The sequence below is a fragment of the Halomonas sp. DP8Y7-1 genome, assembly GCF_019801685.1.
GTDB classification, from domain to species: Bacteria; Pseudomonadota; Gammaproteobacteria; order Pseudomonadales; family Halomonadaceae; genus Halomonas; species Halomonas litopenaei_A.
Map to the genome: position 1 here is coordinate 365,734 of NZ_JAHVIN010000003.1, position 26,765 is coordinate 392,498.

20 protein-coding genes are annotated in these 26,765 nt (G+C 63.0%); 15 read left to right on the forward strand and 5 right to left on the reverse strand.

The features are described 5' to 3' along the window. Positions 1 to 21: 21 nt before the first annotated feature. Positions 22 to 1,545, reverse strand: coding sequence for a protein adenylyltransferase SelO (locus tag KUV41_RS03480; RefSeq protein ID WP_222484242.1), 1,524 nt, complete (start codon positions 1,543 to 1,545; stop codon positions 22 to 24). 147 nt (positions 1,546 to 1,692) lie between these two features. Next, on the reverse strand, positions 1,693 to 2,367 hold the full coding sequence (locus KUV41_RS03485) for a GntR family transcriptional regulator (protein ID WP_222484244.1): 675 nt from the start codon (positions 2,365 to 2,367) through the stop codon (positions 1,693 to 1,695). A 208-nt stretch (positions 2,368 to 2,575) separates the two neighbouring features. On the opposite strand from KUV41_RS03485, the gene dctP reads away from it, so the two are divergent. The 12 genes from dctP to KUV41_RS03545 all read left to right on the forward strand — a co-directional run bounded on the left by dctP (position 2,576) and on the right by KUV41_RS03545 (position 20,073). Further along, a complete protein-coding gene (gene dctP / locus KUV41_RS03490; protein WP_222484245.1) occupies positions 2,576 to 3,673 on the forward strand; it encodes a TRAP transporter substrate-binding protein DctP in 1,098 nt (365 codons plus the stop codon). Between the two features lie 67 nt (positions 3,674 to 3,740). After that, complete coding sequence (locus KUV41_RS03495) at positions 3,741 to 4,292, forward strand: TRAP transporter small permease (RefSeq protein ID WP_206941415.1); 552 nt, start codon at positions 3,741 to 3,743, stop codon at positions 4,290 to 4,292. Beyond that, entirely contained in the window at positions 4,292 to 5,641 is a 1,350-nt protein-coding gene (locus KUV41_RS03500) for a TRAP transporter large permease (protein ID WP_222484247.1), read from the forward strand. The genes KUV41_RS03495 and KUV41_RS03500 overlap by 1 nt, the downstream gene beginning before the upstream one ends. Positions 5,642 to 5,669: 28 nt before the next feature. After that, a complete protein-coding gene (locus KUV41_RS03505; protein ID WP_222484248.1) occupies positions 5,670 to 7,025 on the forward strand; it encodes a malonyl-CoA decarboxylase in 1,356 nt (451 codons plus the stop codon). Continuing rightward, entirely contained in the window at positions 7,022 to 8,554 is a 1,533-nt protein-coding gene (locus KUV41_RS03510; RefSeq protein ID WP_222484250.1) for a malonate--CoA ligase, read from the forward strand. The genes KUV41_RS03505 and KUV41_RS03510 overlap by 4 nt, the downstream gene beginning before the upstream one ends. A 130-nt stretch (positions 8,555 to 8,684) precedes the next feature. Next, positions 8,685 to 9,710: an AraC family transcriptional regulator gene (locus tag KUV41_RS03515; protein ID WP_206941420.1), complete on the forward strand. Its 1,026-nt coding sequence runs from the start codon at positions 8,685 to 8,687 to the stop codon at positions 9,708 to 9,710. Positions 9,711 to 9,793: 83 nt separating this feature from the next. Further along, complete coding sequence (locus KUV41_RS03520) at positions 9,794 to 11,617, forward strand: GMC oxidoreductase (protein ID WP_261395892.1); 1,824 nt, start codon at positions 9,794 to 9,796, stop codon at positions 11,615 to 11,617. Further along, positions 11,614 to 13,053 (forward strand): coniferyl aldehyde dehydrogenase, encoded by a 1,440-nt coding sequence (locus KUV41_RS03525; RefSeq protein ID WP_222484252.1) that lies wholly within the window; start codon positions 11,614 to 11,616, stop codon positions 13,051 to 13,053. The genes KUV41_RS03520 and KUV41_RS03525 overlap by 4 nt, the downstream gene beginning before the upstream one ends. Before the next feature lie 72 nt (positions 13,054 to 13,125). Then, positions 13,126 to 15,081 (forward strand): acyl-CoA synthetase, encoded by a 1,956-nt coding sequence (locus tag KUV41_RS03530; RefSeq protein WP_222484254.1) that lies wholly within the window; start codon positions 13,126 to 13,128, stop codon positions 15,079 to 15,081. Positions 15,082 to 15,140: 59 nt separating this feature from the next. Next, the gene (locus tag KUV41_RS03535) at positions 15,141 to 17,030 is read left to right on the forward strand and encodes a DUF1302 domain-containing protein (protein ID WP_222484256.1); all 1,890 of its coding nucleotides are present in this window, start codon (positions 15,141 to 15,143) and stop codon (positions 17,028 to 17,030) included. Between the two features lie 67 nt (positions 17,031 to 17,097). Next, a complete protein-coding gene (locus tag KUV41_RS03540; RefSeq protein ID WP_261395893.1) occupies positions 17,098 to 19,122 on the forward strand; it encodes an alkyl/aryl-sulfatase in 2,025 nt (674 codons plus the stop codon). Between the two features lie 87 nt (positions 19,123 to 19,209). Continuing rightward, positions 19,210 to 20,073 (forward strand): SDR family NAD(P)-dependent oxidoreductase, encoded by an 864-nt coding sequence (locus KUV41_RS03545; protein WP_222484269.1) that lies wholly within the window; start codon positions 19,210 to 19,212, stop codon positions 20,071 to 20,073. 26 nt (positions 20,074 to 20,099) lie between these two features. Here the strand turns inward: KUV41_RS03545 and KUV41_RS03550 are convergent, their stop codons facing one another. Further along, complete coding sequence (locus KUV41_RS03550; RefSeq protein WP_222484278.1) at positions 20,100 to 21,407, reverse strand: DUF2252 domain-containing protein; 1,308 nt, start codon at positions 21,405 to 21,407, stop codon at positions 20,100 to 20,102. Between the two features lie 448 nt (positions 21,408 to 21,855). Here KUV41_RS03550 and KUV41_RS03555 point away from each other — a divergent pair, with 448 nt between their 5' ends. Continuing rightward, a complete protein-coding gene (locus KUV41_RS03555) occupies positions 21,856 to 22,404 on the forward strand; it encodes a methylated-DNA--[protein]-cysteine S-methyltransferase (RefSeq protein ID WP_222484280.1) in 549 nt (182 codons plus the stop codon). A 72-nt stretch (positions 22,405 to 22,476) separates the two neighbouring features. Here KUV41_RS03555 and KUV41_RS03560 read toward each other — a convergent pair whose 3' ends face one another. Further along, positions 22,477 to 22,830, reverse strand: coding sequence for a DUF427 domain-containing protein (locus tag KUV41_RS03560; protein WP_206941431.1), 354 nt, complete (start codon positions 22,828 to 22,830; stop codon positions 22,477 to 22,479). A gap of 764 nt (positions 22,831 to 23,594) precedes the next feature. Here KUV41_RS03560 and KUV41_RS03565 point away from each other — a divergent pair. Further along, the gene (locus KUV41_RS03565) at positions 23,595 to 24,317 is read left to right on the forward strand and encodes a hypothetical protein (RefSeq protein WP_222484282.1); all 723 of its coding nucleotides are present in this window, start codon (positions 23,595 to 23,597) and stop codon (positions 24,315 to 24,317) included. Between the two features lie 253 nt (positions 24,318 to 24,570). Continuing rightward, positions 24,571 to 25,854, forward strand: a complete 1,284-nt coding sequence (chrA, locus tag KUV41_RS03570) for a chromate efflux transporter (protein WP_222484284.1) — start codon at positions 24,571 to 24,573, stop codon at positions 25,852 to 25,854. A gap of 114 nt (positions 25,855 to 25,968) precedes the next feature. On the opposite strand, the gene KUV41_RS03575 is transcribed toward chrA, so the two are convergent. Then, positions 25,969 to 26,685 (reverse strand): DUF3581 family protein, encoded by a 717-nt coding sequence (locus tag KUV41_RS03575; protein ID WP_222484286.1) that lies wholly within the window; start codon positions 26,683 to 26,685, stop codon positions 25,969 to 25,971. Between the last annotated feature and the right edge of the window lie 80 nt (positions 26,686 to 26,765).

Sequence of the window (26,765 nt, forward strand, 5' to 3'; positions counted from 1 at the left end):
GGGGCGAGTAGCAGCAAAATGTCAGGTACCACAGAATGTTCTGAGCACGCGCTCGTCTCGCGTCGGGGGTGCCATCAGCCAGGCCTCGCTCGGCGCCTCATGGGGGCGCGTCACGGCGGCCAGCAATGACTCAAAGACGCTCAAGTCATCGTCGTCCACCGCGGCCCGGATGGCCTTCTCGACCAGGTGGTTGCGCGGGATCACCAGGGGATTGGCAGCGCTCAATCGCTGCCTCAGGGTTGGCGCGTCCACACCCTGTTGCTGCAGCCGCTGGCGCCAACGCGGCAGCCAGTCGTCAAGGCGATGACGTCGCTCGAATCCTTCGGCCAGGGTCTCGTCACCATCTTCCAGTGCGGCCGACAGACGGGCGAAGCCAAGGGTAAAGTCGGCATTGCCCTCCTCCATCGCCTTGAGCAGATCCTCGCCCAGGGCAAGATCATGGTCATCTGACTGGTCGTCTTGGCTATCGAGCCCCAGCTTGGCGCGTAGCACGGCGGTCCAGGCAGCATCATGCTGTTCGGCAAAGTTCTCGATCGACGCCGTGGCCAGCTCAACCGCGCGCTCCTGGTCGTCATCGATCAACGGTAGTAGCGTCTCGGCCAGGCGCGCCAGGTTCCACTGGGCGATGGCGGGCTGATTGTCCCAGGCATAACGGCCTCGCTCGTCGATGGAACTGAACACCCGGTGGGGATGAAAGGCGTCCATGAAGGCGCAGGGCCCGTAGTCGATGGTCTCACCGGAGATCGCGCAGTTGTCGGTGTTCATCACTCCATGGATGAAGCCAAGCCCCTTCCATTGGGCGATCAGACTGGCTTGACGCTCCACTACCGCGTCCAGCAGCGCCAGCGCCCTGCCTCCTTCCGTACTCTCGGCCGGTTGGGGCGCACTCTCGGCCAGATGTGGCGCACTTTTGGCCAGGTGTGGATAGTGACGCTCAATGCAGAAGTCCACCAACAGAGACAGGGCCTCGGTATCCCGCCGCGCGGCAAAATACTGGAAAGTGCCCACGCGGATGTGGCTGGTTGCCACCCGCGTCAGCACCGCTCCCGGCTCCACCATCTGACGCACCACGGAATCGCCGCTGGCCACCGCTGCCAGTGCGCGTGTGGTAGGAACCCCCAGGGCGGCCATGGCCTCGGATACCAGGTATTCCCGTAGAACCGGCCCCAGCGGGGCGCGGCCATCGCCTCCACGGGAGAACGGCGTGCGCCCTGCTCCCTTGAGTTGCACCTCCCGCAGCGTGCCATCCCGGTGCGTGAGCTCGCCCAACAACAGGGCGCGGCCGTCTCCGAGTTGAGGCACGAAGTTACCGAACTGATGTCCAGCATAGGCAGTCGCCACAGGGCGGGCCCCCTCCGGCACCAGGTTGCCTCCCAGCACCTCGGCAAGCTGGTGATCATCCAAGGCATCCAGGTTCAGCCTCAACGCCTCGGCCAGGGGGCGATTGAACGCCAGCAAGCGTGGTGACGACACCGGCGTCGGTGACATCTCGGCTCGCATGCGATCCGGCAAGGACGCATAGTGCGCGGAAAAAGCGGGAAACATGACATACCCTCAGGCTAGCAATGACGCTGGGACCACCCTCGACCCCAGACGCGCTGTCGTCAAGCCCAGGACAGACGCTTCGTGTTGGAGAGGATCAGCAAGACAGGCCGCATTGTGCTTGATCACTGGCCAGACTCACCAGCAGGATCAGCGATCCGCGGTGGCTTCCAGCTTGCGCACACTGGATACGAAGTCGCTGAAACGCTCGCCCTGAATCAGCACGTGATCGCGCAAGATGCGCTCAGCGGCCTCCGCATCGCCAGCCGTAAGGGCGTCCAGCACAGCGCGATGTTCCTCCAGAGAACTCTGCATTCTGGAGCGCACCTGCAGCTGCAGCCGACGATAGGGTTTCAGCCTCTGCTTGAGCGACTGAGCCTCCTCGGCCAGGAAGGCGTTGTGACTGGCGGCATAGATAATGCTGTGAAAGGACTCGTTCTCATAATAGTAGGCGTCGCTGTCGCCGGTCTCGCTGGCTCTTTGGCAGCCCTCCAAGGCGGCCTGCAGCGCCTCAAGTTCCTCCGGGGTCATGCGCCGGGCGGCAAGACGGCCACACATGCCTTCCAGCTCTGCCATCACCTCGAACATCTCGATCAATCGCTCAAGCCCGAGCCGTGCCACAAAGGTGCCCTTCTTGGGATAGACGGTCACCAGACCACTGGCTACCAGCTGCTGGATGGCTTCTCGCACCGGCGTGCGCGATACCTTGTAGGCCTCGCACAGGGCCTCGGGGTCCAGGCGCTCACCCGGCGCGCGTCGACCGTTGATGATGTCGTCCTCTAGAGAGTCTCTCAAGCGCTGAGCGTTGGAGGTCTTGTTGCTCATGTCAGCATCCTCGCCGGCAAGCCTAACTCTGCCAGTTCATCGATTCATCGGCCCAACCGCCACCTTGGTCTAAGCCTGCCGCATTGACAGGAATATACCTGAGGGCTATTGATGTATACATCATAGCAAATGAAACATTTTTTACACCCTTTATCACCCGCCGTCCGCGGCACCCATCGCCACAATAACAACTCCTCAAGGAGACACCATGACACGCCACGCCTCCCCCGCTCATCCCGCTCGCTCGGCTGATTGCGATTGCACGACTCAGGACGCTCCCTCACTCCAGCAGGCTCGACCACGCTCAGGTACCAAAGCGTTGACGGTCGCCGCTTGCGTTGCGCTGTCGTCACTGGCCGTCAGCGCCTCGGCCAGCGCGGAAACCACGCTGCGGGTCTCTCACCAGTTTCCTGGCGGCCAGGGAGATGTCCGCGATGAAATGGTGCAACTGATGGCCAAGGAAGTGGAAGCTGCCGACGTGGACCTGGCCCTGCAGGTCTACCCCGGCCAGTCCCTGTTCAAGGCCAAGGAACAGTGGGGCGCCCTGGTGCGCGGTCGCCTCGACATGACCTCACTGCCGCTGGACTATGCCAGCGGGCGCCATCCTGAATTCTCCGCCACGCTGATGCCTGGCCTGGTGCGCAATCATGAACGCGCCCAGCGACTCAATGACTCGGCGTTCATGGACATGATCAAGCAGGTCATCCAGGACGCCGGTGCACGGGTGCTGGCCGATGCCTGGCTGGCCGGTGGATTCGCCTCCAACAAGCAGTGCATCACCTCACCTGACACGGTGGCGGGGCAGACCATGCGCGCAGCAGGCCCGGCCTTCGATGAAATGCTGGCAACCGCGGGTGCTTCCATCGCCTCGATGCCATCGTCAGAGATTTACACTGCCATGCAGACCGGTGTCCTGGACGGTGCCAACACCTCGTCAGGCTCCTTCGTGTCCTACCGCATCTACGAGCAGGTCAGTTGCCTGACAGCACCGGGGGAAAACGCCCTGTGGTTCATGTACGAGCCGATCCTGATCTCGGAGCAAAGCTGGAGTCGACTCGATGAGGCCCAGCAGCAGGCGTTGCTCGAGGCCGGTGAAAAGGCCGAGGCCTACTTTGCGGAACAGGCCGCCCAGCTGGATCAGACCATGGTGGACGTGTTCGAGGAAAATGGCGTGGACGTCGTGCAGATGTCCCAGGCGGACTACGACGCCTGGCTCGAGGTGGCCAAGGAGAGCGCCTACAAGAGCTTTGCCGAGAACGTGGACAACGGTCAGGCGCTGATCGACGCCGCCCTGGCCGTGGAATGAACCGAGGAAGGCGCGGCGTGATGCCGCGCCTTGCTGCTCGTTGTCGTCATGTCACCTCGGAGGCTCCATGTCCCATACTCACTCTCCCCCCCACGTCGAGGCCGCGACTGCTGCCTTGTCACGCCGCCACAGCGCCGGCCCCATCGGCGCGTTCTGTCGTGGCATGGACAGGCTCTCCATCGCCTTCGCCGTTGTCGCGGCGGCTGCACTGCTGCTGGGCGTGCTGGCCGTCTGTCATATGATCTTCGTGCGCTATCTGCTTGGCGAAAGCACCACCTGGCAGACCGAATTCGCCATCTTTTCGATCACCGGTGCCATGCTGCTGGGTTCCCCCTATGTACTGCTCACCGGTGGCCAGGTGGCAGTCACCGTGCTGCCCGACGCCCTCAAGGGAGGCCTGAAGAGTGCCATGAACCTGGTCGCTGCGCTGTGCGGCCTGGGGTTCTGTATCGCCCTGGCTTACGGCTCGTGGCTGTATCTGCTTGAGGCGTTCCACGGCGGCTGGACCACCGGCACGGTATGGAACCCTCCGCTGTGGCCCGCGCTCGTTCCGCTGGCCCTAGGCTCGACCCTGCTGGCGATCCAGTATCTGGCAGACATTCTGGGAGGAGCGCGCTGATGGACCCCGTCACCAGCGGTATCCTTATTGTCACCGCACTATTCGTGCTGATGGCCATCGGCACCCCCATCGCCTTCGCCCTGGGCGGGGTCTCATTGGCCGCCCTGGTGCTTGATCAAGGCATGGGCGAGCTGACCTACTTCGGCGAGACCTTCTTCGGCAGCCTGGCCTCATTCGGCTTCGTCGCGATCCCCATGTTCATCCTGATGGGGGCGGCCGTGGCATCGTCCCCCACCGGACGAGACCTCTACCGTTCACTGGATCTGTGGCTCGGCAAGGTGCCCGGTGGACTGGCCATCTCCAATATCGGCGCCTGCTCGATCTTCGCAGCGCTATCAGGTTCGTCTCCGGCCACCAGCGCTGCCATCGGCAAGCTGGGCATTCCCGAGATGCGCAAGCGCGGCTATCCGGATGGTGTCGCCGCGGGGTGTGTCGCAGCAGGGGGTACCCTGGGCATCCTGATTCCGCCTTCGGTCACCATGATCGTCTACGGGATTTCCACCGAGACATCGATCGGCCGTCTGTTCATCGCCGGCGCCTTACCCGGCGTCATGCTGGCACTGCTGTTCATGGCCTGGACCCTCGTCGCCTGCAAGCTGGCTGGCGGCTACCACGCCCCCAATCCCGTAGCAGAAGCCACCCGCGAGCTCAAGGACAAGGTCGCCAGCAACGTCGAGCACAATCTCAAGGCGCTGGTGCGGGTGCTACCCTTCCTTGTCGTGGTCAGCGGCATCCTGTTCGCCCTCTATGGTGGTGTCGCCACGCCCTCCGAGGCCGCCGGAGCGGGTGCCTTCCTGTGCCTGGCACTGGCCATCCTGGTCTACCGCATGTGGCAGGTGAAGCCGCTCACCACCATCATGCGTGACGCCCTGCGGGAAAGCGTGATGATCATGCTGATCATTGCCTGTGCCGAGATCTTTGCCTACGCACTGTCGTCGCTGTTCATCACCCAGACCGTGGCCGAGGCCATCGCCAATCTCGAGGTCAACCGCTGGGTGCTGATGGCCATCATCAACGTCTTCCTGCTGGTGGCCGGCTTCTTCCTGCCACCGGTGGCGGTCATTGTGATGACGGCGCCGATACTACTGCCCATCATTCTGGCGGCCAACTTCGATCCCTATTGGTTCGCGGTCATTCTGACCATCAACCTGGAGATTGGCCTGATCACCCCGCCGGTAGGCCTCAACCTGTTCATCATCAAGGGTATCGCCCCTGATATCGCACTCAAGGACATTCTGCTCGGTAGCCTGCCCTACGCCCTGTGCATGGTGCTGGGCATCCTTCTTCTATGCGTCTTCCCGGGCATTGCCACCTGGCTGCCGGATCTGATCATGGAAACCGCCGGCTGATCGGCTCGGCCCCAACGAGGTGTTTCTGATGAACTTCAGCTTTCTGCAGGAACTGCTGTCCAACATCACCCAGCGCGACGCCCTGCTGCGCAGGCGTAGCGACGGCCCACCGCTGGACCATTCCCAGGTCATCGACGCCTGTCATCGACTGCTGGCAAGCGACGGCGAAGCATCGAGCATTACCCTCGCCTGCCAGGCCCTGGATGCCTATGGGCGCCTGGGCGACGCCGAGAAGACCCGCTTCTTCCTGACCCTGACAGAGGAGTTCACCGCAGACCCCGACGCCGTGGATCGCGCCTACCAAGACTACCGCGTCGAGCGCGGCAACATGGCACTTCAGCGTTTGTTCGAGGCCTGCGAGCCCAAGCGGCAGGAGCTGTTGCGTCGCCTCAACCTCACCACCGGCGGAACCCATGATCTGGTGCGCATGCGCGAGGACCTGCTGCCCAGGCTCAAGGACAACCCGGATCTCAGGGCGCTCGATGATGACTTTGCCCACCTCTTTGCCTCCTGGTTCAACCGGGGTTTTCTGGTCCTCAAGCGCATCGACTGGAACACCCCGGCGGCAGTGCTGGAGAAAATCATTCGCTACGAAGCGGTACACGAGATCTGCGACTGGAATGATCTGCGCCGCCGCCTGGATGCTCGAGACCGACGCTGCTTTGCCTTCTTTCACCCGGCCATCGGCGACGAGCCGCTGATCTTCGTCGAGGTCGCCTTGACCAAGGGAATGCCAGACCGCATCCAGCCGATTCTCGATGCCAACCACGAGGCCATCGAGGCGGAAGATGCCGATAGTGCCGCCTTCTTTGGCATCAGCAACTGTCAGGTGGGGCTGCGCGGCATCTCCTTCGGCAACTTCTTGATCAAGCAGGTGGTGCAGGAGCTGAAGGCCGAGCTGCCAAGGCTCAAGCATTTCGTCACCCTCTCTCCCGTGCCTGGATTTCGCGCCTGGCTGGACGCGGAGCGCCAGCGGGAAGATGGCCGGCTGGACGATGACACCCAGACGCTGCTCAAGGAGCTCGATAGCGAAGGGTGGGAGGCAGACCCGGAGCGCGCCAAGACCCTGGGCGAGGCCATCCGCCCCCTGGCGGCCCACTACCTCACGAAAGAGCGCAACCCCAAGGGTCTGCCCCTCAACTCGGTCGCTCGCTTTCATCTCGGCAATGGCGCCGAGCTTCACCGCATCAACTGGCTAGGCGACACCTCGCGCCGCGGCCTGGCCCAGTTCGGCGGCCTGATGGTCAATTACCTTTACGTCCTCGATGACATCGAGGGAAATCACGAACGCTACTCCAGCGAAGGCAAGGTCGCCTGCTCCTCCCAGGTCAAGGACCTGCGTCGGCGAGCACGCAAGCATCTCAAGGGAGATCCCGTCACATGAACCACAACCTCTTTGCCACCTTTGAAAAACGCATGCACGAGCGTGGCGATGCCCCCTTCATCACCACCCGGGAAGGTCGGGATTACCGTTACTCGGACGCCCTCGACATGGTGGCACGGCTGGCTGGCGCGCTGGTCGAGCTTGGCGTCGGCCCGGGGGACAGAGTCGCCGTACAGGTCGACAAGAGCCCCGAGGCCATTTTGCTCTACCTGGCTAGCCTCAAGGTCGGCGCCGTCTACCTGCCGCTCAACACCGGCTATACCAGCGAGGAAATACGCTATTTTCTCGGCGACGCCGAGCCCGCGCTGTTCGTGTGCCGTCCGGCCTCACTCGACGCCGCCACTCAGGTTGCGTCATCCTGCGGCGACGTGCGTGTGGTGTCGCTGGGCACTGCCGCCGACGGCGGACTGATGGACGTGGTCGCGGCGGCCTCCCCCGTCACCGACTGCCTTGAGCGCGACGCCAACGATCTGGCCGCCATCCTGTATACCTCCGGCACCACGGGTCGTTCAAAGGGTGCCATGCTCAGCCACGGCAACCTTGGGTCGAATGCCGAGGCGCTGGTGTCTGCCTGGCGCTTTAGCGCAGACGACCGCCTCATCCATGCCCTGCCGATCTTCCACACCCACGGCCTGTTCGTGGCCTGCAACGTGATCCTGATGGCCGGCGCCAGCATGCGCTTCCTGCCCAAGTTCGATGCGGATGTGGTGTTCGAGGAAATGGCACAGGGCACCACCATGATGGGGGTGCCAACCTTCTATACACGCCTGCTGAAGGACCCTCGACTCACCCGTGAAGCCACCGCCAATATGCGTCTTTTCACCTCTGGTTCGGCGCCGCTGACCGCCGACACCCATGAGGCCTTCGAGGCGGCCACGGGCCATGCCATTCTCGAACGCTACGGCATGACCGAAACCAACATGAATACCTCGAACCCTTATGACGGCCAGCGCATCGCCGGCACCGTCGGGATGCCCTTGCCGGGGGTCGAGGTACGCATTACCGATCGCGAAGGCAAGCATCATGACGCGCTGCCCCAAGGCGAGATTGGCATGCTCGAGGTGCGTGGCCCCAACGTGTTTCAGGGATACTGGCGGATGCCGGAGAAGACCGCGGAGGAGCTGTTGGAGGATGGCTTCTTCATCACCGGCGACCTGGCGTTGATCGACGAGCGAGGCTATGTGCAGATCGTCGGACGGGACAAGGACCTGGTGATCTCCGGGGGCTACAACGTCTACCCCAAGGAGGTCGAGGGCCATATCGACGAGCTCGGCGGCGTGCTCGAATCAGCGGTCATCGGGCTACCCCACCCGGATCTGGGCGAGGGCGTCACCGCCGTGGTCGTCCCGGCAGAAGGCGCCACACCGCAGGAAACCGAGATCATTGCCGCGCTGGCCGACAAGCTTGCGCGCTACAAGCAGCCGAAGCGGGTGTTCTTTGTCGACAGCCTGCCACGCAACACCATGGGCAAGGTGCAGAAGAACCAACTCAGAGAGCGCTTCAAGGATACCTACGCGGCCAGCTCATAGGCGCCCTCTGCCCCCTATGCTCGTTCATTCATAACACCCCACAACGGCGCCCCATTGGGCGCCGTTGAGCGTTCGCGGGAGTCTCGGCGCCCATATATACTCACACCCACCAACGTTGTGGAGACCCTCCATGCAGCCTATGGTGCGCGCTGCGGCTCTGACCGGCTATCCGACCCTGCTCAGCGAGTTGGGAGGCAGTGCCCATCAGGCGCTGGCTCGCCTGTCCTTGCCTGGCGACTACCTTGACCGCCCCGACCGCCTTATTCCGGTGGCGACCAAGATCGACCTGCTCGAGCTGGGCGCTCAGCTCAGCGGCTGTCGCCATTTCGGCCTGCTGCTGGGACGCCACCAGAACATTTCCATGCTGGGCATGGTGGGCCTGCTGATTCAGCAGTGCGACACCCTGCGTGAGGCCATGGTCACCATTGCCGATCAGATCGGCCGGCATGTACAGGGCCTTGAGGTCAGACTGGAAGAGCGCGACGACCAGGCCCACTATCACTTCACCTATCGGGTTCCCGGCTACATCAGGCCATCACGCCAGCATAACGACAACACCCTGATGGGGGCCTACAACATTCTCACCTTCCTGTATGGCGAGCCCATCAAGCTGCGCGCCGTCTACCTGTGTGGCGAAGAGCCCAAGGACCTGGAACCCTACACCCAGCAATTCCATGCCGCCCTGCGCTTCAACCATCCAGAGAACACCCTGGTCTTCGACCGGCATTGCCTTGACCACGCGATTGCCGGGGGCAGCCCCGCGCTGCGCAGACTGATCAACTCCTTGCTGCATCGTCACCGCTGGGACGATATCGAAAGCAAGGTGGAGTGGATCATCACCAACCTGCTGCCCCTGGATCAGGTCAGCCTGGAGGCGGTGGCCACGGCGCTGGATGTCCCACCGCGCACGCTGCAGGACCGGCTGCTCAAGCGAGGTCTTAGCTTTCAGCACTTGCTGGACCGGGTACGCATGCGCAGCGCTCAGGTGTATATGCTGGACACCCACCTTAGCCTCACCGAGATCGCCGACCTGCTGGGCTATAGCCAGCTCAGCGCATTGACTCGCAGTTTCAAGCGCGTCATGGGCGAGAGTCCTGCCCAATGGCGACGAAAGCATAAGGCTGAAACGGCCAACATTGCGTCATTTGTCAAGTAACACGCGCCTTCGGTCAATCTGTGGCCTCCCGCCTTCACTATGCTCGGGCATGACAATAACGAGACGAGCAGGGGGACCCGGCCATGTCTGCCAGCGAGCAAGCGCACTTCGACTTCGACCAGATCATCATCGGCACCGGCTTCGGTGGTTCCGTCAGCGCCCTGCGCCTGTCGGAGCAGGGACATCGGGTCTTGATGCTGGAAAAAGGACGGCGCTGGAAGGACCAGGAGTTCTCGGATAACTCCTGGAATCTCAAGAAGTTTCTATGGGCTCCCAAGCTTGGGCTGACAGGCAACCTGCAGATCAGCCTGACCCGCAAGATCACCGCCCTGCACGGCGTCGGGGTGGGCGGCGGCTCACTGGTCTACGCCAATGTCCATCTGATTCCCAAGGATGAAGTCTTTGCCGCCGAATCCTGGACCCGGGTGCATCACGACTGGAAAGATCGCCTGATGCCCTACTACGGGCTGGCCCAGCGCATGCTCGGGGTCACCAAGAGCCACTACGAGAATGCCGCGGATCACGCCCTCAAGGAAACCGCCAGGCGCATGGGCCGTGAGGCCACCTACCAGACCGTCAACACGGGCGTGTTGTTCCCTGAAGACCCCGCCGATGGCAGCGGTGCCGGACGTGGCGATCCCTACTTTTCCGGGGACGGCCCCACACGCAACAGCTGTCGCTATTGCGGCGGCTGCACCATGGGCTGTCGCCACAACGCCAAGAACACGCTGGTCAAGAACTACCTGTGGTTTGCCGAGCGTAACGGCGTCGAGATTCGTGCCGAGAGCGAAGTCACCCGTATCGAGCCGCTGGCCAACGATCGCGGAGAGCGTGATGGCAGTGCCGGCTACGAGATCACCGTGCAATCCTCGACCGCCCGCTTCGCCAAGAAGCCCTATCGACTGAGGTGCCGAGGGCTGGTGCTATCCGCCGGGGTGTTCGGCACCATCCCCCTGCTGCTCAAGGCCAGGGATCAGGACAAGACACTCCCCCGGCTATCGTCGCGGCTGGGACGGGAGGTGCGCACCAATTCCGAGACCCTTATCGTCAACACCGCCCGGTTTGCCGATGGGCAGGGCCAGCCCCAGGAAATCTGCCATGGCCCGACCATCACCTCGATGTTCGACCCTGACGACGAGACCCGCATCGAGATCAACCGCTTTCCTCGCTACGGTGACGCGACCTTTGCCCTGCAGAGCGCCGTGCCGCTGACCGACGCCCAAGGCCAGGTGCCACGCTCTGTCAGCATGTTGATCAACATCCTGCGCCAGCCGCTCACGACCCTGCGCATGCTCAACCCGGTGGGCAAGTCCCGCCACTCGATCATCTTTCTGGTGATGCAGACGCGGGATACCTACGTCCACCTGAAAAGCCATCGTCCCTGGTATAGCGCCTTTGCCCCAGGCTGGTCGGTCTACCAGGACAAGGGCGACCGGGCCCTGACCAACTACTTTCCCATCGCCCACGAGGCCGCTCGACACTATGTCGCCGCCGCTGGCGGCGGCGATGCCGGCAATGTGGCTACCGAGGTCCTGTCCGGTGCTCCCAGCACGGCTCACCTGATGGGCGGCGTCGCCATCGGTACCGATGCCGACAACGGGGTGGTCGATGACCGTGGCCACGTCTTTGGCTATCACAACCTGCGCGTCATCGACGGCTCGCTGATTCCCGGCAACCTGGGGGTCAACCCGTCGCTGACCATCCTCGCCCTGGCCGAATACGCCTGGGCCAACGCACCTGTGTTTGATCAGGCGCGGGCCGCCAGCGTTCGGCGCGTCCATTTTTCAGCTCCCCTGCCGGGTTCCAGCTCATCCCTGGACGGTAGCGGGGACCTGCACGGCATCATCGCCAGCGACAGCGCCAGCCCTTCCCCTACGACGAGCGAACACGCCGGAGCCGACCTATGAACGCGCCACTCGCCTCCCACGACGATGCGACCCAGGATGACCTGAACGCGGCCTTCACCCGGCAGCGCCAGGCCTATCTGGCAGACCCTGTGCCCGACTATCAGGCACGCGTGCAGCACCTGCGCGCCCTGGCCAGGATGATCCAGGACCACCAGGAGGCCATTGTCCAGGCGATCAGCGACGATTTCGGCAATCGCGCCCGGGAAGAAACCCTGTTCTGCGAATTTGTGGTGGTACTCAGCGACATCAAGGATGCCATCAAGCATCTCAAGTCATGGATGCGGCCCCAGCGTCGACGGGTCGATCACAGTCTCTACTTTGGCGCCCGCAACAGGGTCATCCCTCAGCCGCTGGGGGTGGTCGGCGTGCTGGTACCCTGGAACTTCCCGCTCAACCTGAGCCTGGCCCCGCTGATCGGCATCTTTGCCGCCGGCAATCGCGCGCTGGTCAAGATGTCGGATCGCTCGCCTCGCCTGACCCAGCTGCTGATCGATATCTGCCCAAGCTACTTTGCTGCGGACAAGCTCAGATTCTTCGCCGATGATGGCATGCTTGGGCCACATTTTAGCCGACTGCCCTTCGATCACCTGGTCTTCACCGGCTCCACCGCCACCGGACGCAAGGTGATGGCCAACGCCGCCGAGAACCTGACACCTGTCACCCTGGAGCTGGGGGGCAAGGCTCCGGCGATACTCGCCCCGGATTTTCCATTGGAAGAGGCCGCCAGACGGCTGCTGTTCGTCAAACTGCTCAACGCAGGTCAAATCTGCACCACGGTGGACTACCTGTTTGTGCCTGAAGGGACGCTGGATGCCCTGGTGGATGCTGCCAAGGCCATCGTTCACCAGCGTTACCCCGACCTGGCAAGCCCGGACTACACCTCGATCATCGACGAGACCTCCTATCAGCGTCTTCAGGCCACCCTGGACGATGCCGAGGCCAAGGGCGCGCGAGTCATTCGACTGTCACAACAGGGCAGTGATCCGGCCACGCGCAAGTTCGCCCCCCACCTGGTGCTGGACGTGGCCGATGACATGCAGATCATGCAGCGCGAGATCTTCGGCCCGCTGCTGCCCGTGATGACCTACCGCGAGCCACAGGAGGTCATCGACTACATCAATGCTCGGCCTCGCCCTCTCGCGCTCTATCCCTTCTCCCGGGACACGGCTCTGGTGGATCGCTATATCGAGCGAATCCAGTCGGGAGGGGTCTCGGTCAATCATGCCTTGCTGCACGTCGGCCAGCATGACCTTCCCTTTGGCGGCATCGGCGACAGCGGCATGGGCCACTATCACGGGCGCGATGGCTTCATCACCTTTTCGAAACTGCGCCCGGTGTATCGCCAGGGGCCCTTCGACAGCATGAAACCGCTGATACCGCCCTACACCAAGACCACCCACAAGGTCCTCAAGCTGATGCAATGGCTGGCGCGCTAGGGATGACCCCATGCAGCGCAGGCTTGTGATGACGGTATTACCTGCCCCGTCGAAACGATCTGGAGCCCCGACATGACCACCGCTGGCATCCCTGAGCTGCCCTCCTACCTCGCTCACATCCAGGGCTTCCCGTTGATCCGGGACCGAGGCGACATCGAGGTCATCGAGCAGACGCCCTGGGAATCCCTGGGCCTGCCCGAAAGCACGCTGGATGTGATTGCCGACAGCGCTCGCCGAATGCCCGACGCTGTCGCCCTTCGCTTCTTCATGACGCCCGATGACGACAGCAGCCACTGCTATCGCTACCGCGACTTTCTCGCCCGCACCCTGCAGGCGGCCAATGCCTTTCATGCCCTTGGCATCGACCGGGACACGGTCGTCTCGTTCCTGCTGCCAAGCCTGCCGCAGACCCACTTCACCCTGTGGGGGGCGGAAGCCGCAGGAGTGGTCAATCCGATCAACCCGATGCTCGAGCCCGAGCACATTGCCGGCATCATGAAGGCCGCGGGCACCCGCGTTCTGGTTGCCCTGGCCCCCTTTCCCGGCAGCGACATCTGGGCCAAGGTCGAGGCCATCAGGGACCAGGTCCCTACCCTCACCAAGGTCCTGTATGTGGACGCGGCGCAGTTTCTGCCCGAGGCAGAGGCCGTCGCCTTGCGTCAGACGCTGCCACTCCCCGATGAGGACTGGTGTGCCGACTTCGACGCCTGCCTCGAGCGTGCCCCTGATGACCACCTGGTCAGCGGACGCCGGATTCGTGCCAGCGACCGTGCCTCGTTGTTCCATACCGGGGGCACCACCGGGCTGCCCAAGCTGGCGCCTCACAGCCACGCCAACGAGGTGGCCAACGCCGCCATGATGCAGATGCTGTTCCGCCATGCCGATGATGCGGTGATCCTGTGCGGGCTGCCGCTGTTTCATGTCAACGCGGTGCTGATCACCGGGCTAGGCCCGCTGATGATCGGCGCTGAGGTGCTGTTGGCAACGCCGGCAGGCTTCCGCACGCCAGGGCTGGCCGAGGGCTTCTGGTCACTGGTGGAGCGTTACCAGGTCACCTTCTTCAGCGCGGTCCCGGCGATCTACTCACGACTGCTTGAGGTGCCCTTTGGTGACGCCGATGTGTCCAGTCTCACCAGCGCACTCAGCGGTGGTGCGCCCTTGCCCCGAGCGGTTCACGGGCACTTCGAGGAGTTGACGGGGATCGTCCTGATCGAGGGCTTCGGCATGACCGAGGGCACCTGCGGCAGCATGGCCAACCCCCTGGCAGGCGAGCGCCGCACCGGGTCCGTCGGCCTGGCCCTGCCCTACACCGGCGCCAGGGTGGTCACGCTGGACGACCACGGCCGCTACCTGCGTGACTGTGAGGTCGATGAAATCGGCACCCTGGTGATCCGAGGACCCAACGTCTTCGCTGGCTATAGCCAGCCCGAACAGAACCGTGACATCTGGGTCGAGGAGGGCTGGTTCAACACCGGTGACCTGGCCCGCCAGGATCGGGATGGCTACATCTGGATCACCGGCCGCGCCAAGGACTTGATCATCCGAGGCGGCCACAACATCGACCCACAGCTGATCGAAGATGTTCTCTACCGTCACCCCTCGGTACAGATGGCCGCCGCAGTGGGCAAGCCCTGCGACCGGGTCGGTGAACTCCCGGTGGCCTATGTCAGCCTGCAGCCAGGTCGAGAGGTCGGCGAAGAGGCCTTGCTCAGTCACTGTCAGGCGCACCTGGCAGAGAAGGCCGCGATCCCCAAGAACATCTGGTTCATGGACGCGATCCCGCTGACCGCCGTGGGCAAGGTGTTCAAGCCTGCGCTGCGCCAGGATGCGGTCGCACGGGTCTACCAGTCGGTCGCCGATACTCTGCTCGGCGCGGGGGTGGCCCGGATCAGCGCTCGCCAGGACGCCGCCCTTGGGCTGGTCGCCGATGTCCAGCTGCCCGACAACGTTGACGCCAGCGAGCTTGAACAGCGACTGGCAGCCTACCCGATTACCTGCCTGTGGCGTCGCTATCCTGCCCGGGAATAGCCACGACATGACGGTATCGCAGCTCCCATAACGATAACGACAAGACCAAGAGGCGAACCATGCCACTCACTTCTGCAGCGCATGCCAGCGGCATGCGCCGGACGGCCCTGTGCCTGTCCTTGGCCACCCTGCCGGGCCTCCTGTGCGTCCCTGACGCTGACGCCCTGGAGGGCGACATGGGCGAGATTCACGCCAAGCTTTCCGGCTCGCTCAGTGTCGGCGCCATCTGGCGTGCCGAATCTTCCGACCAGGACTTTCTGTTCCAGGGTAACGCCGAGGCGGCCGACTCTGGCGCCAGTGGCTACAACCCCACGGGGGCACGCAACATCGATGATGGTCGTGCCAACTATGCCGATCGCGAGCTGGCCTCCACGCCGGTGATCCTGGCGACCCAGCTGGATCTCGACTATCGCAACGTCGGTGCTCGGATTGCCGGCAAGGCCTGGTATGACATCCATCAGGAGCACCACAGCGTCCCGTTCGGCAGTCTGGCCAATGGCTACGAGCGCAACGAACCCCTCGATGACCACCGCTTTCATCGCCTGTCACGCTTCAAGGGCACGACGTTCACCGAAGCCTACGTCTACGGGGACTTCGCCCCTGCGGGCCACGATCTCCACCTGATCCTCGGCGACCAGTACCTGCCCTGGGGCGAGAGCAAGTTCTTCATCAACGGGGTCAATACCATCAACCCTTACCGCCCGGCGGCGCTGCGCATGCCGGGCGACAACCTGCGCCTGGCGACCACCCTGCTGTCGGCAGAGCTGGCCCTGACACCACGCTGGGAGCTGGGGGCCTTCTACCAGCTCGACTGGGACAAGTCGGTGCTCGATGGCTGCGGCACCGCCTTCAGTTCTTACGACTACATCGCCGATGGCTGTGGTGGTGCGGTCCCCCGGGGGCCCAATGACCGGGCAGGCTACCAGGGAGATTTGTATGTCGACCGAGGACCGGACGATACGCCGGAGGATGAAGGCCAGTTCGGCTTGCGCCTGAGCTATTCGCCCAGCGCGGATACCACCTTCTCCGGCTACGCCATGAATATCCACTCCCGCCGCCCCTACGCCAGCGTCATCTCCGACAGCTACACCGGCCCCGATGACAACGGCCTGTCGCCGGGCTGGCGGCCGCCGACCGACTCAAGCTATGACCGCTCACGCAACATGCAGTACTTCGCTGACTACCCAGAGGATATCCAGGTCTTCGGGTTGGGCTTTCACACCAAGTTCGGTCAAGCCACGCGAGTCTTCGGCGAGTACAGCTTTCGTCATGACCAGCCGTTGCAGCTGGCCACCGCAGACCTGATCGCGGCCTTCATCGCCGATCCTGAATTCCTGTCCGGCGCCATTGGCCAGGACATCACCCTGGCTCAGGCCGCCCGCGACACCGCAGCAGGCGATGTCTTTCGAGGTTTTGACCGCTACGACGTGTCCCAACTGACCCTGGGCGCTATCCAGCCGGTACCGGACGTATTGGGTTCCAAGGCGCTGGTGCTGGTGGGCGAAGCCGGCATGAAGTATGTCCACGACCTGCCCAGCCTGGACGAGCGTCGCTATGCCAAGGGCGATTTGTTCGGCACCGACCTGGCCCAGGGCAGCGAAGCGGGTTGCACCATCGCGACCGCCAATCCTGCCTACAAGGGGCGCGGCTGCTCCGGGGACGGCTACGCCAGCGATTTTTCGTGGGGCTATCGCCTGCGCGGTCAGCTGATTTACCCCAATGTGCTGCCGGGGCTGACACTGACGCCCTACGCCCTGTTTGGCCATGACGTTTCCGGCTGGTCCTATGACCTCAACTTCGTCGAAGACCGGCTGTTCGGCAGCCTTGGCCTGCAAGCGGACTTCCAGGAGCGCTACCACGCCGAGGTGAGCTGGAGCGGCAGCGGCAACACCCCCTATGCAGATACCGACTTTGACTATCTGACGGCGAGCCTCAGGGTCGACTTCTGACCGTTGGCGCCAGCACTCAGGACCACGACAACCATCACCCTACACAAGACCAAAAGAGGATATCGTCATGATGTCTCGCTCCCTGCGCCGCACCCTGCTGGCCTCAGCCGTTGCCTTCGCCAGCTACATGCCCTGCGTTTATGCGGCGGACGCCATTGCCCCCAAGCCCGCCAGTGACGCCACCATCGCCGCCCATCAGGCCGTGCTGGACTCTCTCGATTTCTCTGACCGGGCCGACTTCGACGATGCCGGACGCGGACTGATCAAGGCCACCCCGGATCTCAAGATCCAGGCTGACGACGGTCACGTGGTCTGGGACGTCGCGGTCTACCAGGAATTCCTCAACGGCGAGGCGCCCCACAGCGTCAACCCGAGCCTGTGGCGCCAGGCGCAGCTCAACAATACCCCCGGTCTCTACGAAGTGGTCGATGGCATCTACCAGGTGCGCGGCTTCGATCTCACCACCATGAGCGTGATTCGTGGCGACACCGGCTGGATCGTGATCGATCCGATGACCATGACAGAGCCCGCAGAGGCCGCCATGGCACTGGTCAATCAGGAGCTTGGCCAACGACCTGTCACTGCCGTGATCTACACCCACTCTCATCCCGACCACTTCGGCGGGGTCAAGGGGGTGATCAGCCAGCAGCAGGTGGATGCTGGGGAAGTAAGGGTCATCGCCCCCGAACATTTCACCGAACACGTCGCCAGTGAGATGGTGCTGCTGGGCAACACCATGAGCCGACGTTCCCAGTACATGCACGCCATGGGCCTGCCGAGAGGGCCTCGTCAGCAGGTCGACAACGGCCTTGGCAAGGGCGTCGCCAGGGGCACCTTCACCCTGATCGAGCCCACCGAAGAGATTACCGCCAGCGGCCAGACGCTGACCGTCGATGGTGTCGAGATCGAGTTCCAGCTGACGCCCTCCACCGAAGCCGATGCCGAGATGATGTTCTACTTTCCCCAGCACCGCGCGCTGATGGCGGCAGAGAACCTCAACGCCTCGATGCACAACATGCTGACGCCACGAGGCGCCAAGGTGCGTGATGCCCTGGCCTGGGCCGGTGCCCTGGATGACACCCTCAGCCTGTTCGGGAATCGCTCGGATGTGGTGTTCACCTCTCACTACTGGCCGCGCTGGGGCCAGGACAATGTTCGCAACTACATCGAGAAGCAGCGCGATGCGATCAAGTACCTGCACGACCAGACCCTTCGGCTGGCCAACCTGGGCTACAAACGCGATGAAATTGCCGAGGCCATCCAGCTGCCGGATAGCCTGGCGCAGGAGTGGTTCAATCGCGGCTACTACGGCACCGTCACCCATAACGTGAAGGGCATCTACCAACGCTACCTGGGCTTCTGGAGCGGCAATCCCGCCACCCTGAACCCGCTGCCTCCGGTGCCAGCGGGACAGCGCTATGTCGAGGCATTGGGTGGCGCCGACGCCGTGCTGGCCCTTGGCCAGTCCGCCGTTGAGCAAGGCGACTACCGCTGGGCAGCGATGCTGCTGGATCATCTGGTGCAGGCCCAACCGCAACTTGCCGAGGCCCGTGAGCTACAGGCGGACGTCTTCGAACAGCTCGGCTACCAGACCGACTCGGGCCCCTGGCGCAACATCTACCTGACCGGAGCCCGCGAACTGCGCAACGGCATCGATACCGCCAATGCGGTCACCACCGCCTCCCCAGACATGATCGCTGCGCTGCCGATCGAGCAGGTCTTCGACCTGCTGGCGGTTCGCCTCAATGGTCCCCGCGCAGCCGCCACGCGCCTCGCCATCGACTGGCACTTCAGTGACAGCGATCGCCACTACCGCTTGAGCCTGGCCAACGGCGTCCTGCGTCACCGTCGCGACGCCACCGGTGATGACGCCGATCTGAGCCTCACCCTGTCCCGAGATGTGCTGAACCGTGTGTTGCTGCAGCAGACGTCCCTGGGCGATGAAATCGCCGCAGGGCGTGTGACCCCACAGGGTGACCTGCAAACACTGCAGACCCTCTTTGCCCTGATGGATACCTTCAGCCCCACCTTCCCGATTGCCACTTCCGCCATCCCCGCCAACGCCTCGGAGGCTGCTTCTGCCAGCCACTAGCAGCGTAATGACAACGCAACAACAGTCACGAGGTGTGAACGCCCGGGCAGTCACCCGGGCCTTCATTTGGCAAGCAGGAGAGAAAGCATGTTCAAGCAACGTCATATCGTCATCACCGGAGGCTCCTCCGGGCTTGGGCTGGCACTGGCCGGCAGACTGCTGGATAAAGGCGCCCGCGTCACTCTGGTGGCGCGCCAACGGGTGCGTCTGGAAAGCGCCCAGCGTTCACTCATCGCCGCACAGCCCTCCGCCGTGGTCGAGATTGAGGCTCTGGACGTGACCGATGCGGCCGCTACACGCAGCGGCATGGACGCCATTGCCGCCAGAACAGAGGGCATCGATGGCCTGATCAACTGCGCCGGCATCCTGCGCGAGGGCTACTTTGAGACGTTGACCGACAACGACTTTCGCGAGGTCATGGAGGTCAACTACTTCGGACCGCTCAACGCCACCCGGGCGGCATTGCCCCATCTGGTCGCCGGCAGCGACAACGCCACCAGCACAGGCGCGCCAACGGCCTGGCTGATCAATATCGCCTCGGTGGCTGGCCTCACCGGCGTCTTTGGCTATACCCCCTACTGCGCCAGCAAACACGCCCTGGTAGGTTTGACCGAATCGCTCTACTACGAACTCGCGCCGCGTGGCATTCGCGTCCAACTGGCCTGCCCCGGCGAATTCGACTCCCCGATGGTGGATCAGCTCGAACAGGGCCGCACCCCGGAAAACCGCGCCCAGACGTTGTCCATTCCCAAGGCCAGCGTCGACGCCATCGCCGACGACATCATGGCGGGGCTGGCCCAGGGCGACTTCCTGATCGTGCCGACCCGCAAGGCGCGCCTGGCGACCCTGGGCATGCGACTGCTGCCGAGCCTGTCGCGCAGGCTGATGAGGCGAACCGTCGAACGGGTCTATCAGGGCCCCGACGACGGCCTGCAGCGACAGATCGGTTAGGTCGTGCGCCTCAACGCTGGCGAGGGTCAGGTGGCTGCGGCCTGAGCCTCAACAAAGGTCTGATGGTCCTGAGCCACGCAGCGGGCATAGCTCAGGGATAGGGTGGTCACCATCTCCACGACGCTGTCCAGCTGGCCGTCAACCTGGCGACCGACCGCACGGGCAAAGCGCCCAGGGTCGTCAGGCGCCAGCGCCGCTGCTCCGCGCAGATGCTCCCGCGCCAGAATCGCTCCCCACTGTTTCACCAGCTGCCGATACGCCTTGCCGCTGTCGAGCTTGTGGGTCGGAAAGTCCTCTTTGTAGGGAGACCGCTCACGCACCGAGAACACCTTGTCGCCCAGGTGCAGCCACCCCAGATAGATGTCGGGGTGTTCGGCAATGGCTCGAAAGGCGGCGGCGTGACGGGCGCCCTCGTGGGGAAAGGTGGCTTTCCAGGCTCGCTTGCCGGCGCTGCTCATGAGTACCAGTCCTGCTGGCCCCGGCTGCTCCTTGACGTCGAGAATGACATCGTCGTGCTCGTGATCCTTGCCTCCCTCGATCAAAACGTAGTAGCGCTCGAGGCCCAGCGACCCGGTACCGGCATCGATCCGCCTGGCGGTATCCTTGACGGAAAAGTGCGCGTCCTCCGCGTCACTCAGCTCACCTTTCAGGGTACTGCGGTACTCTTCATTGATGGCCTTGCGTAGCTGACTATCCAGATGGGCAGGCAAGTTGATCAGCTTGCCTTCACGCTGCAGCCTGCGCCCGGTTTCCTCCTGCACGGTCCACTTGTCGAGCATCTTGGCCCGACTTTTCTTGCGTTCCACCTTCTGCATGAAGGGCTTGAGCGGCCCCTTGGCGGTATCGACACTGACATGCCCCGGCGACTCTCCCGCGCGATACCTCGCCAGGGTCTTGTGGTAGCTGAGCACCAGATGCTTGAGACCACGCCTCAATGTCTTGCGCGAGACGCCATTCTCCTCGGCATCCAGCACCAGGCTGACGGATAGGCGCCACAGGTCATACTGATAGTCCCCGATCAGCGCATCGTCGAAGTCGTCCATGCCATATCGCACGCGATCGTCATGGTGGCCATAGGCGCCGAAGTTGTAGGCGTGGGCATCGCCCTGCAACCATGTCTGCGTGTCCACCTGGCCACCGAAGAGGGAGAAGCGCCAGTCGTGCCAGACATCCGCCCAGTAAAGATGATTGGTGCCCCGAAAGAAGGCGTAGGGAGACTCCGCGATCTTGGCGTACTTGGTGCGCTGGTCATCCGCATCAAGGTGCGCGTTGGCCGTGTGGATGGCCTCCATGACCTGGCGCGGTCGATGGTGGCGAGTCAGGGGAAGTGACATGCCAGTCTCCTCGGCAGCTGACAGACGTCATCGGCAGACGATGCCGTCCAGTGAGTTTTCAGAGAGTGCCGCTTTTGGCCAGTCCTGGCCTCAAGGCGCGAATAGACGCGTCATCAAGCATACCTTTCGGGAGCCGGACATGCCGTCTCACCAGCCAACGCCGACCAGGCGCCGGGGCGACACGCTCGACAACCCCATCGTCAATGGTTGGCGGCACCTGCCCGCAGAGGACAGAGGCACAACGCACCGCGCTCGCCCATGGCTGGCGTAACGTGGTAATGATGAGGAGACGGCGGAGGTCGAGGGGCAGGCGGTCTTCGTAGAAAGCGCGATGCCAAGGTATGGCGGGCCAGTAACGATCATACCGGGCGACCTGGGCATTACCTCAATGGGGATGACACCCGCCCCTGACACCGTCATCTTTTACGGCCACTGTGGAGACTCGATCATGCCAAGGCGCGCAACGCCCATCCAGGCTGACCCGCAAACCCGTTACGCCGGCTTTGCTGGCATCGACGTCTATCATCCTCCCGCCAGCAGCGCTCTGGGCGCTGTCGTCATCGCGGCAAGCGCCCGGGGCATCGCCAGAATTGACTTTATGGAGAGCGCCACGGCAGCGACGATCACGCCCCGCGCCACGCCCTTGACGGAGGTCTGCCGTGAACAGCTGACAGAGTTCTTTGCCGGACAGCGTCAGCAGTTTGATCTACCGCTCGACCCGCAGGGCACCGAATTTCAGCGCCAGGTGTGGCAGGCACTGGCCGCCATTCCCTTCGGTGAAACGCGAAGCTACGGACAACTTGCCGAAGGCCTGGGGCGCAAGGGTGCCCAGCGAGCGGTGGGGGCGGCCAACGGGCGCAATCCGATTTCGATCGTGATTCCCTGCCATCGGGTCATTGGCAGCGACGGCAGCCTGACCGGCTATGCCGGTGGGATGGGGCGCAAGCAGTGGCTGCTCGCCTTCGAAGCGCAGGAAGTGCCGCTGACGCTGTGCTGAGGGCAGCTAGCATAGACTCCGCCAGCCCGCCCCTCAGCGGACAGATATCACCTTGCCGGACGGAGAAAGGTCTCAGGACTCGACATTGGCAGACGCGATTCGCGGATCGAAGACCAGGTGCGCACGAATGGCCTGGACGTCATCCAACGGGTGCTCGTAGCTCCACACAGCATCCTCATAGCGTTGCCCATCGACATCGACATGAAAGTAGCTGGCATCCCCCTTGAAGGGACAGTGCGTGCGCGTCTCGCTGGGCGTCAATCGTGTCATGTCCACATCAGCCCGAGGAAGATAAAGCCTCGTTGGATAGCCAGGTTCGTTCAACTCGAGCGCGTGCAGGGTGTCGGCGACCACCTCGCCATCAATATCCACTCGCACGCGAGTGGTCAGGGGATAGATCGCAATACGCTGTCGTGGTGCATCCATCGGCATTCTCCTGTGATTGATTAACCCGCAATCCCGCTGACCAAGTGACGCCTCGCCGTCATCCACTGGTAACTCACTGGTAACTCACCGGGAGCCCCTTCATCGACCGTGCCGACACCCGTATTTGTGTGGTATCTCGGCGGTGTCACGCCTTTCGCTCTGACTATCACTAGAGCCTAGTACTGAAGATCATTAGCGCTTAGTGCTGAAGGTGATTAGAGCCAGTTCTGCCCGTCATGAGACCGTGTCCACTATGACTGCCATGGTCGCGGGCTCTGTAGGGACTATCTCGCTGCTATTGGGTGCTTTCTCAAGGAAAAAACTTACGTTCTCACGTAGCTATCCTACTGCGAGCGGCCCTGTTGACGTCTTTTTCTTGAACTTCCCTCACCCCAGAATGAGAGGGGGCCGCTAGTGTCAGCCGCCCTTTTCATCACACCATCGCAGTCATCACACCATCGCATCACTCTATCGCTTCACACTATCCCGCTCTTTTCGGCAGATTATCATGTTGTGAGAATTCAACTCGGTCCGCGTTATGCTGCCTCGGTCGTGGTTCCCATGACGTTTCCCTATTGACCAAAAATCAACGAAGACTCATTTAGTGGAATCCAATGTCAGGGTTTTCTATCCTAGGCCCTGGTGGCGCCATTTTCGGGCCACGAATCTGGCACTACCTGACGCGCCCAGGCGCTTTCATGACGATAACATCTGGCGCATTTCAGCCGGTCAGACCCACCGGTGCGCCGCCCAAGGAAACTTCCATGCCCCCGTTCGCCCGCACATCGCTTGCCCTGGCCCTGCCTCTGCTGACCGCCGCCTGCGCCAGCATGTCCACCAGCAAACCCGCTGTCGCTCAATCCCTCGACTGGACCGCGACCCCCGTCTACACCACCCTGACGCTGTCTGCCGGATTCCAGCCGGATCCTCAGACGGTCAGCGTCATGGCTGGCGGCGATACACGTGCAAGCGTTGTCAGTGCCGACTGTGCGGGCTTCGTCAATCCCGCTGCTCCAGACGTGGACATCAATTACACCGCCGGCAGCTATCCGCTGAAGATCGCCGCAAGCGCCTCCAGCGATACGACGCTGGTGGTCTATGATCCTGCCGGTATCTGGCACTGCAACGATGACGCCAGCGGCACCAATCCCGCCATTGTGTTGCCCAATCCGGCAAGCGGTAACTACAACGTGTGGATCGGCACCTATGAGTCGGGCGTCCGACTGGTGCCGGCGGAACTGCAAATTTCCGAGTCTGTGAGTTCGAACACCGCTGCAGCCAGTGCCTCTGCCAGTGCCTCCAACGATTACATTGGTGGCGATATCGAGTGGGGGGATGATGGTAGCCAGTGGAGCAATGACGGTGAGTGCGATGATCCGCGCTTCCTGGGCCCGGGCGCTGCCGCCGGCAACATCGACGCCGACCGCTTCCACGACGCCAGCGACTGCCGCAGCCTGTACGAACAGGGCCAGCTCTACTTGCGCTAAGAGAGTTCAGACGCGCGGATGACGCCTGCCGCCCTTCGCGTTCAGGACTCACCGCGTAAGGCCCTTTGCCCGCGGGGTGCATGCGAAGTGCTACATGCCTTCACATGCACCTCATTTCGCGGCGGGTCCTGCGGTGGTGCCATGGTGATCCATCGCGGCCAACGAGACTCTGCGTGTGTTTACCACATGGGCATTCATCGCATGGTCATGGGAAGACGATACGCTGAACCGACCTTTTTCCTTCGGTGAACCCATGCACCACGATCGCCCCTCTTCACGCCGCCGTTCTTCACACGGTCGCGGTCCGGATCACTCCTGTCCGGACACCCCGTGGCAAGATCATCCTGCTCCAGGATATCGGGAGATTTTCCTGACGTTTCTTGGCCTGGGGCTGACATCCTTTGGCGGGCCTGTCGCTCACCTGGGCTACTTTCGGCAGGTCTTTGTCAAACAGCGTGGATGGCTTTCTGATACCGCTTACGCGGAGCTGGTCGCGCTGTGTCAGTTCTTGCCGGGCCCTGCCAGTAGCCAGGTGGGGCTGGCCATCGGGCTGATGCGCGGAGGACTGACCGGGGCGCTGCTGGCCTGGCTCGCCTTCACACTGCCTTCTGCGCTGGCGATGATGGCATTTGCACTGGGTGCTGGCAGCATGGACGGCGCCATCGGCGAGGTGCTGATTCATTCGCTCAAGCTGGTGGCCGTCGTCATTGTCGCTCACGCGATCCACGGCATGGCGCGTCAACTGTGTCCCGACCTGCCCCGTGCAGGCATTGCGCTGGCTGCACTGGCGGTCATGCTCGCCATGGGTGGCATCAGTGCACAGGTGGCCGTCATCCTGTTCGGGGGCCTGTGTGGCATCTGGTGGCTAAGCGCCGACGTTCCCTCAGCCTCTACCACTTCCCTGGCGGCGCCCCTTGCTGGCTGGGTCAGTGCGCTGGCACTTTTGCTTGGCGCCGTGATGCTGGTGGCCTTGCCGATCCTGGCGGCAGGCACCGACGCCCTATGGGCCGACCTTGCCGACAGCTTCTACCGGGCGGGGGCTTTGGTCTTTGGCGGCGGCCACGTCGTGTTGCCGCTACTCGACGCCGAAATGGTGGGCAAGGGGCTGGTGTCAGAAGCGGACTTTGTGGCGGGGTACGGCGCTGCCCAGGCAGTCCCGGGGCCTCTGTTCACCTTTGCGGCCTATCTGGGCACCGTGGCGGGAGGCATGAGCCTATGGGCCGGTGCTCTTGCGCTGGTCGCCATCTTCCTTCCTGGCGCCCTGCTGGTGGTGGGCCTACTGCCACTGTGGCAGCGCTTGGGCCAGCACGCTCGTTTGAGAGCGGCGATGAAGGGAGCCAATGCCGCCGTCGTCGGACTGCTCGGTGCGGCCTTCATCGATCCTATCTGGCGAAGTGCGATCGATTCGCTGGTCGACATCGCCACCGTGGCGGCAGGTTTTATTGTGCTGAAGCGCATCCCTGTGTGGGCGCTGGTGCTTCTGTTTCTGGCCCTTGGTCTGGTTCGGGGATCATGGAGCTTGCTGCTGCAGGGGTAGTCCAACAGCACGCTGGCTCTGGCTCTGACTCTGGCTCTGGCTCCGACCCTGGCGTCACTCAGAACATACCCCCTGTCCCAGCGCATCCTCTCCCAGCGCTGAGGGCAACCGCCCTCAGCAGGTCACGCCCGCGTGCTCCTGCTTGAGTCGATAGAAGTCCTCGACGATCTCCTCCATGGCGCCAGCGTCGTAGGGGCAGAGCCCGCTCACCACCAGCTTCTTGCCACCACGCCCCATCACCTCACCCGCCGCCTCAATGGCAAAATCGAGATGCACATCGCCACGCTTGCCAATCACTTCCAGCCGCGAGTCAAGCAGCCGCAATGCTGGCATCTGGGCATCCAGTCGATCCAGCGAGAAGCCCATGCTGTCGTAGATCACCAGCGGACGCTTGGGATTGAACATGACGCCGCAGTCTTCCATCAGCGGCTTCAGGTAGTGAGGGAAATTCTTGCCCGAAAAGGCGACATAGCAGCGCGTGAAGGCTTCAACCACCTGCTCGTCGAAGGTCACCTCACCACGCCGCTCTACCTCGAGGTAACACTTGCCATCACCGTCCTGCACCCGGATGACGCGATCACCATGCTCGATGAAACTGAGCGGGCGGTCGGCGCCCACCATGGCCAGGAACCGGAAATTCATGTGCTGCGACAGACCAAATCGCTTCAATACCAGGGCGAACAGCAGATCTCCGGGGACACAGAACCGACGGGCGCCCGGCGTGTGGATCGGATTGAAGTCACCGGCGATACACTTGGCAAAACGGCTGGCCTGTTCGGCGGACACCAAGATGCAATCGTCGATACAGGAATGATACTCATCAAGAAACATGGGACGGACGCCTGGCTAAAACTGGAGTGGGAAAGGCCGGCTCAGCCCTTCTGGCCCGCATGATGCCATAGATCCCCATC

What these genes read in the sequence shown, in the direction of transcription:
- KUV41_RS03480 (WP_222484242.1), bottom strand. Translation starts at nt 1,545, where the DNA reads ATGTTTCCCGCTTTTTCCGCGCACTATGCGTCCTTGCCGGATCGCATG.
- KUV41_RS03485 (WP_222484244.1), bottom strand. Translation starts at nt 2,367, where the DNA reads ATGAGCAACAAGACCTCCAACGCTCAGCGCTTGAGAGACTCTCTAGAG.
- dctP (WP_222484245.1), top strand. Translation starts at nt 2,576, where the DNA reads ATGACACGCCACGCCTCCCCCGCTCATCCCGCTCGCTCGGCTGATTGC.
- KUV41_RS03495 (WP_206941415.1), top strand. Translation starts at nt 3,741, where the DNA reads ATGTCCCATACTCACTCTCCCCCCCACGTCGAGGCCGCGACTGCTGCC.
- KUV41_RS03500 (WP_222484247.1), top strand. Translation starts at nt 4,292, where the DNA reads ATGGACCCCGTCACCAGCGGTATCCTTATTGTCACCGCACTATTCGTG.
- KUV41_RS03505 (WP_222484248.1), top strand. Translation starts at nt 5,670, where the DNA reads ATGAACTTCAGCTTTCTGCAGGAACTGCTGTCCAACATCACCCAGCGC.
- KUV41_RS03510 (WP_222484250.1), top strand. Translation starts at nt 7,022, where the DNA reads ATGAACCACAACCTCTTTGCCACCTTTGAAAAACGCATGCACGAGCGT.
- KUV41_RS03515 (WP_206941420.1), top strand. Translation starts at nt 8,685, where the DNA reads ATGCAGCCTATGGTGCGCGCTGCGGCTCTGACCGGCTATCCGACCCTG.
- KUV41_RS03520 (WP_261395892.1), top strand. Translation starts at nt 9,794, where the DNA reads ATGTCTGCCAGCGAGCAAGCGCACTTCGACTTCGACCAGATCATCATC.
- KUV41_RS03525 (WP_222484252.1), top strand. Translation starts at nt 11,614, where the DNA reads ATGAACGCGCCACTCGCCTCCCACGACGATGCGACCCAGGATGACCTG.
- KUV41_RS03530 (WP_222484254.1), top strand. Translation starts at nt 13,126, where the DNA reads ATGACCACCGCTGGCATCCCTGAGCTGCCCTCCTACCTCGCTCACATC.
- KUV41_RS03535 (WP_222484256.1), top strand. Translation starts at nt 15,141, where the DNA reads ATGCCACTCACTTCTGCAGCGCATGCCAGCGGCATGCGCCGGACGGCC.
- KUV41_RS03540 (WP_261395893.1), top strand. Translation starts at nt 17,098, where the DNA reads ATGATGTCTCGCTCCCTGCGCCGCACCCTGCTGGCCTCAGCCGTTGCC.
- KUV41_RS03545 (WP_222484269.1), top strand. Translation starts at nt 19,210, where the DNA reads ATGTTCAAGCAACGTCATATCGTCATCACCGGAGGCTCCTCCGGGCTT.
- KUV41_RS03550 (WP_222484278.1), bottom strand. Translation starts at nt 21,407, where the DNA reads ATGTCACTTCCCCTGACTCGCCACCATCGACCGCGCCAGGTCATGGAG.
- KUV41_RS03555 (WP_222484280.1), top strand. Translation starts at nt 21,856, where the DNA reads ATGCCAAGGCGCGCAACGCCCATCCAGGCTGACCCGCAAACCCGTTAC.
- KUV41_RS03560 (WP_206941431.1), bottom strand. Translation starts at nt 22,830, where the DNA reads ATGGATGCACCACGACAGCGTATTGCGATCTATCCCCTGACCACTCGC.
- KUV41_RS03565 (WP_222484282.1), top strand. Translation starts at nt 23,595, where the DNA reads ATGCCCCCGTTCGCCCGCACATCGCTTGCCCTGGCCCTGCCTCTGCTG.
- chrA (WP_222484284.1), top strand. Translation starts at nt 24,571, where the DNA reads ATGCACCACGATCGCCCCTCTTCACGCCGCCGTTCTTCACACGGTCGC.
- KUV41_RS03575 (WP_222484286.1), bottom strand. Translation starts at nt 26,685, where the DNA reads ATGTTTCTTGATGAGTATCATTCCTGTATCGACGATTGCATCTTGGTG.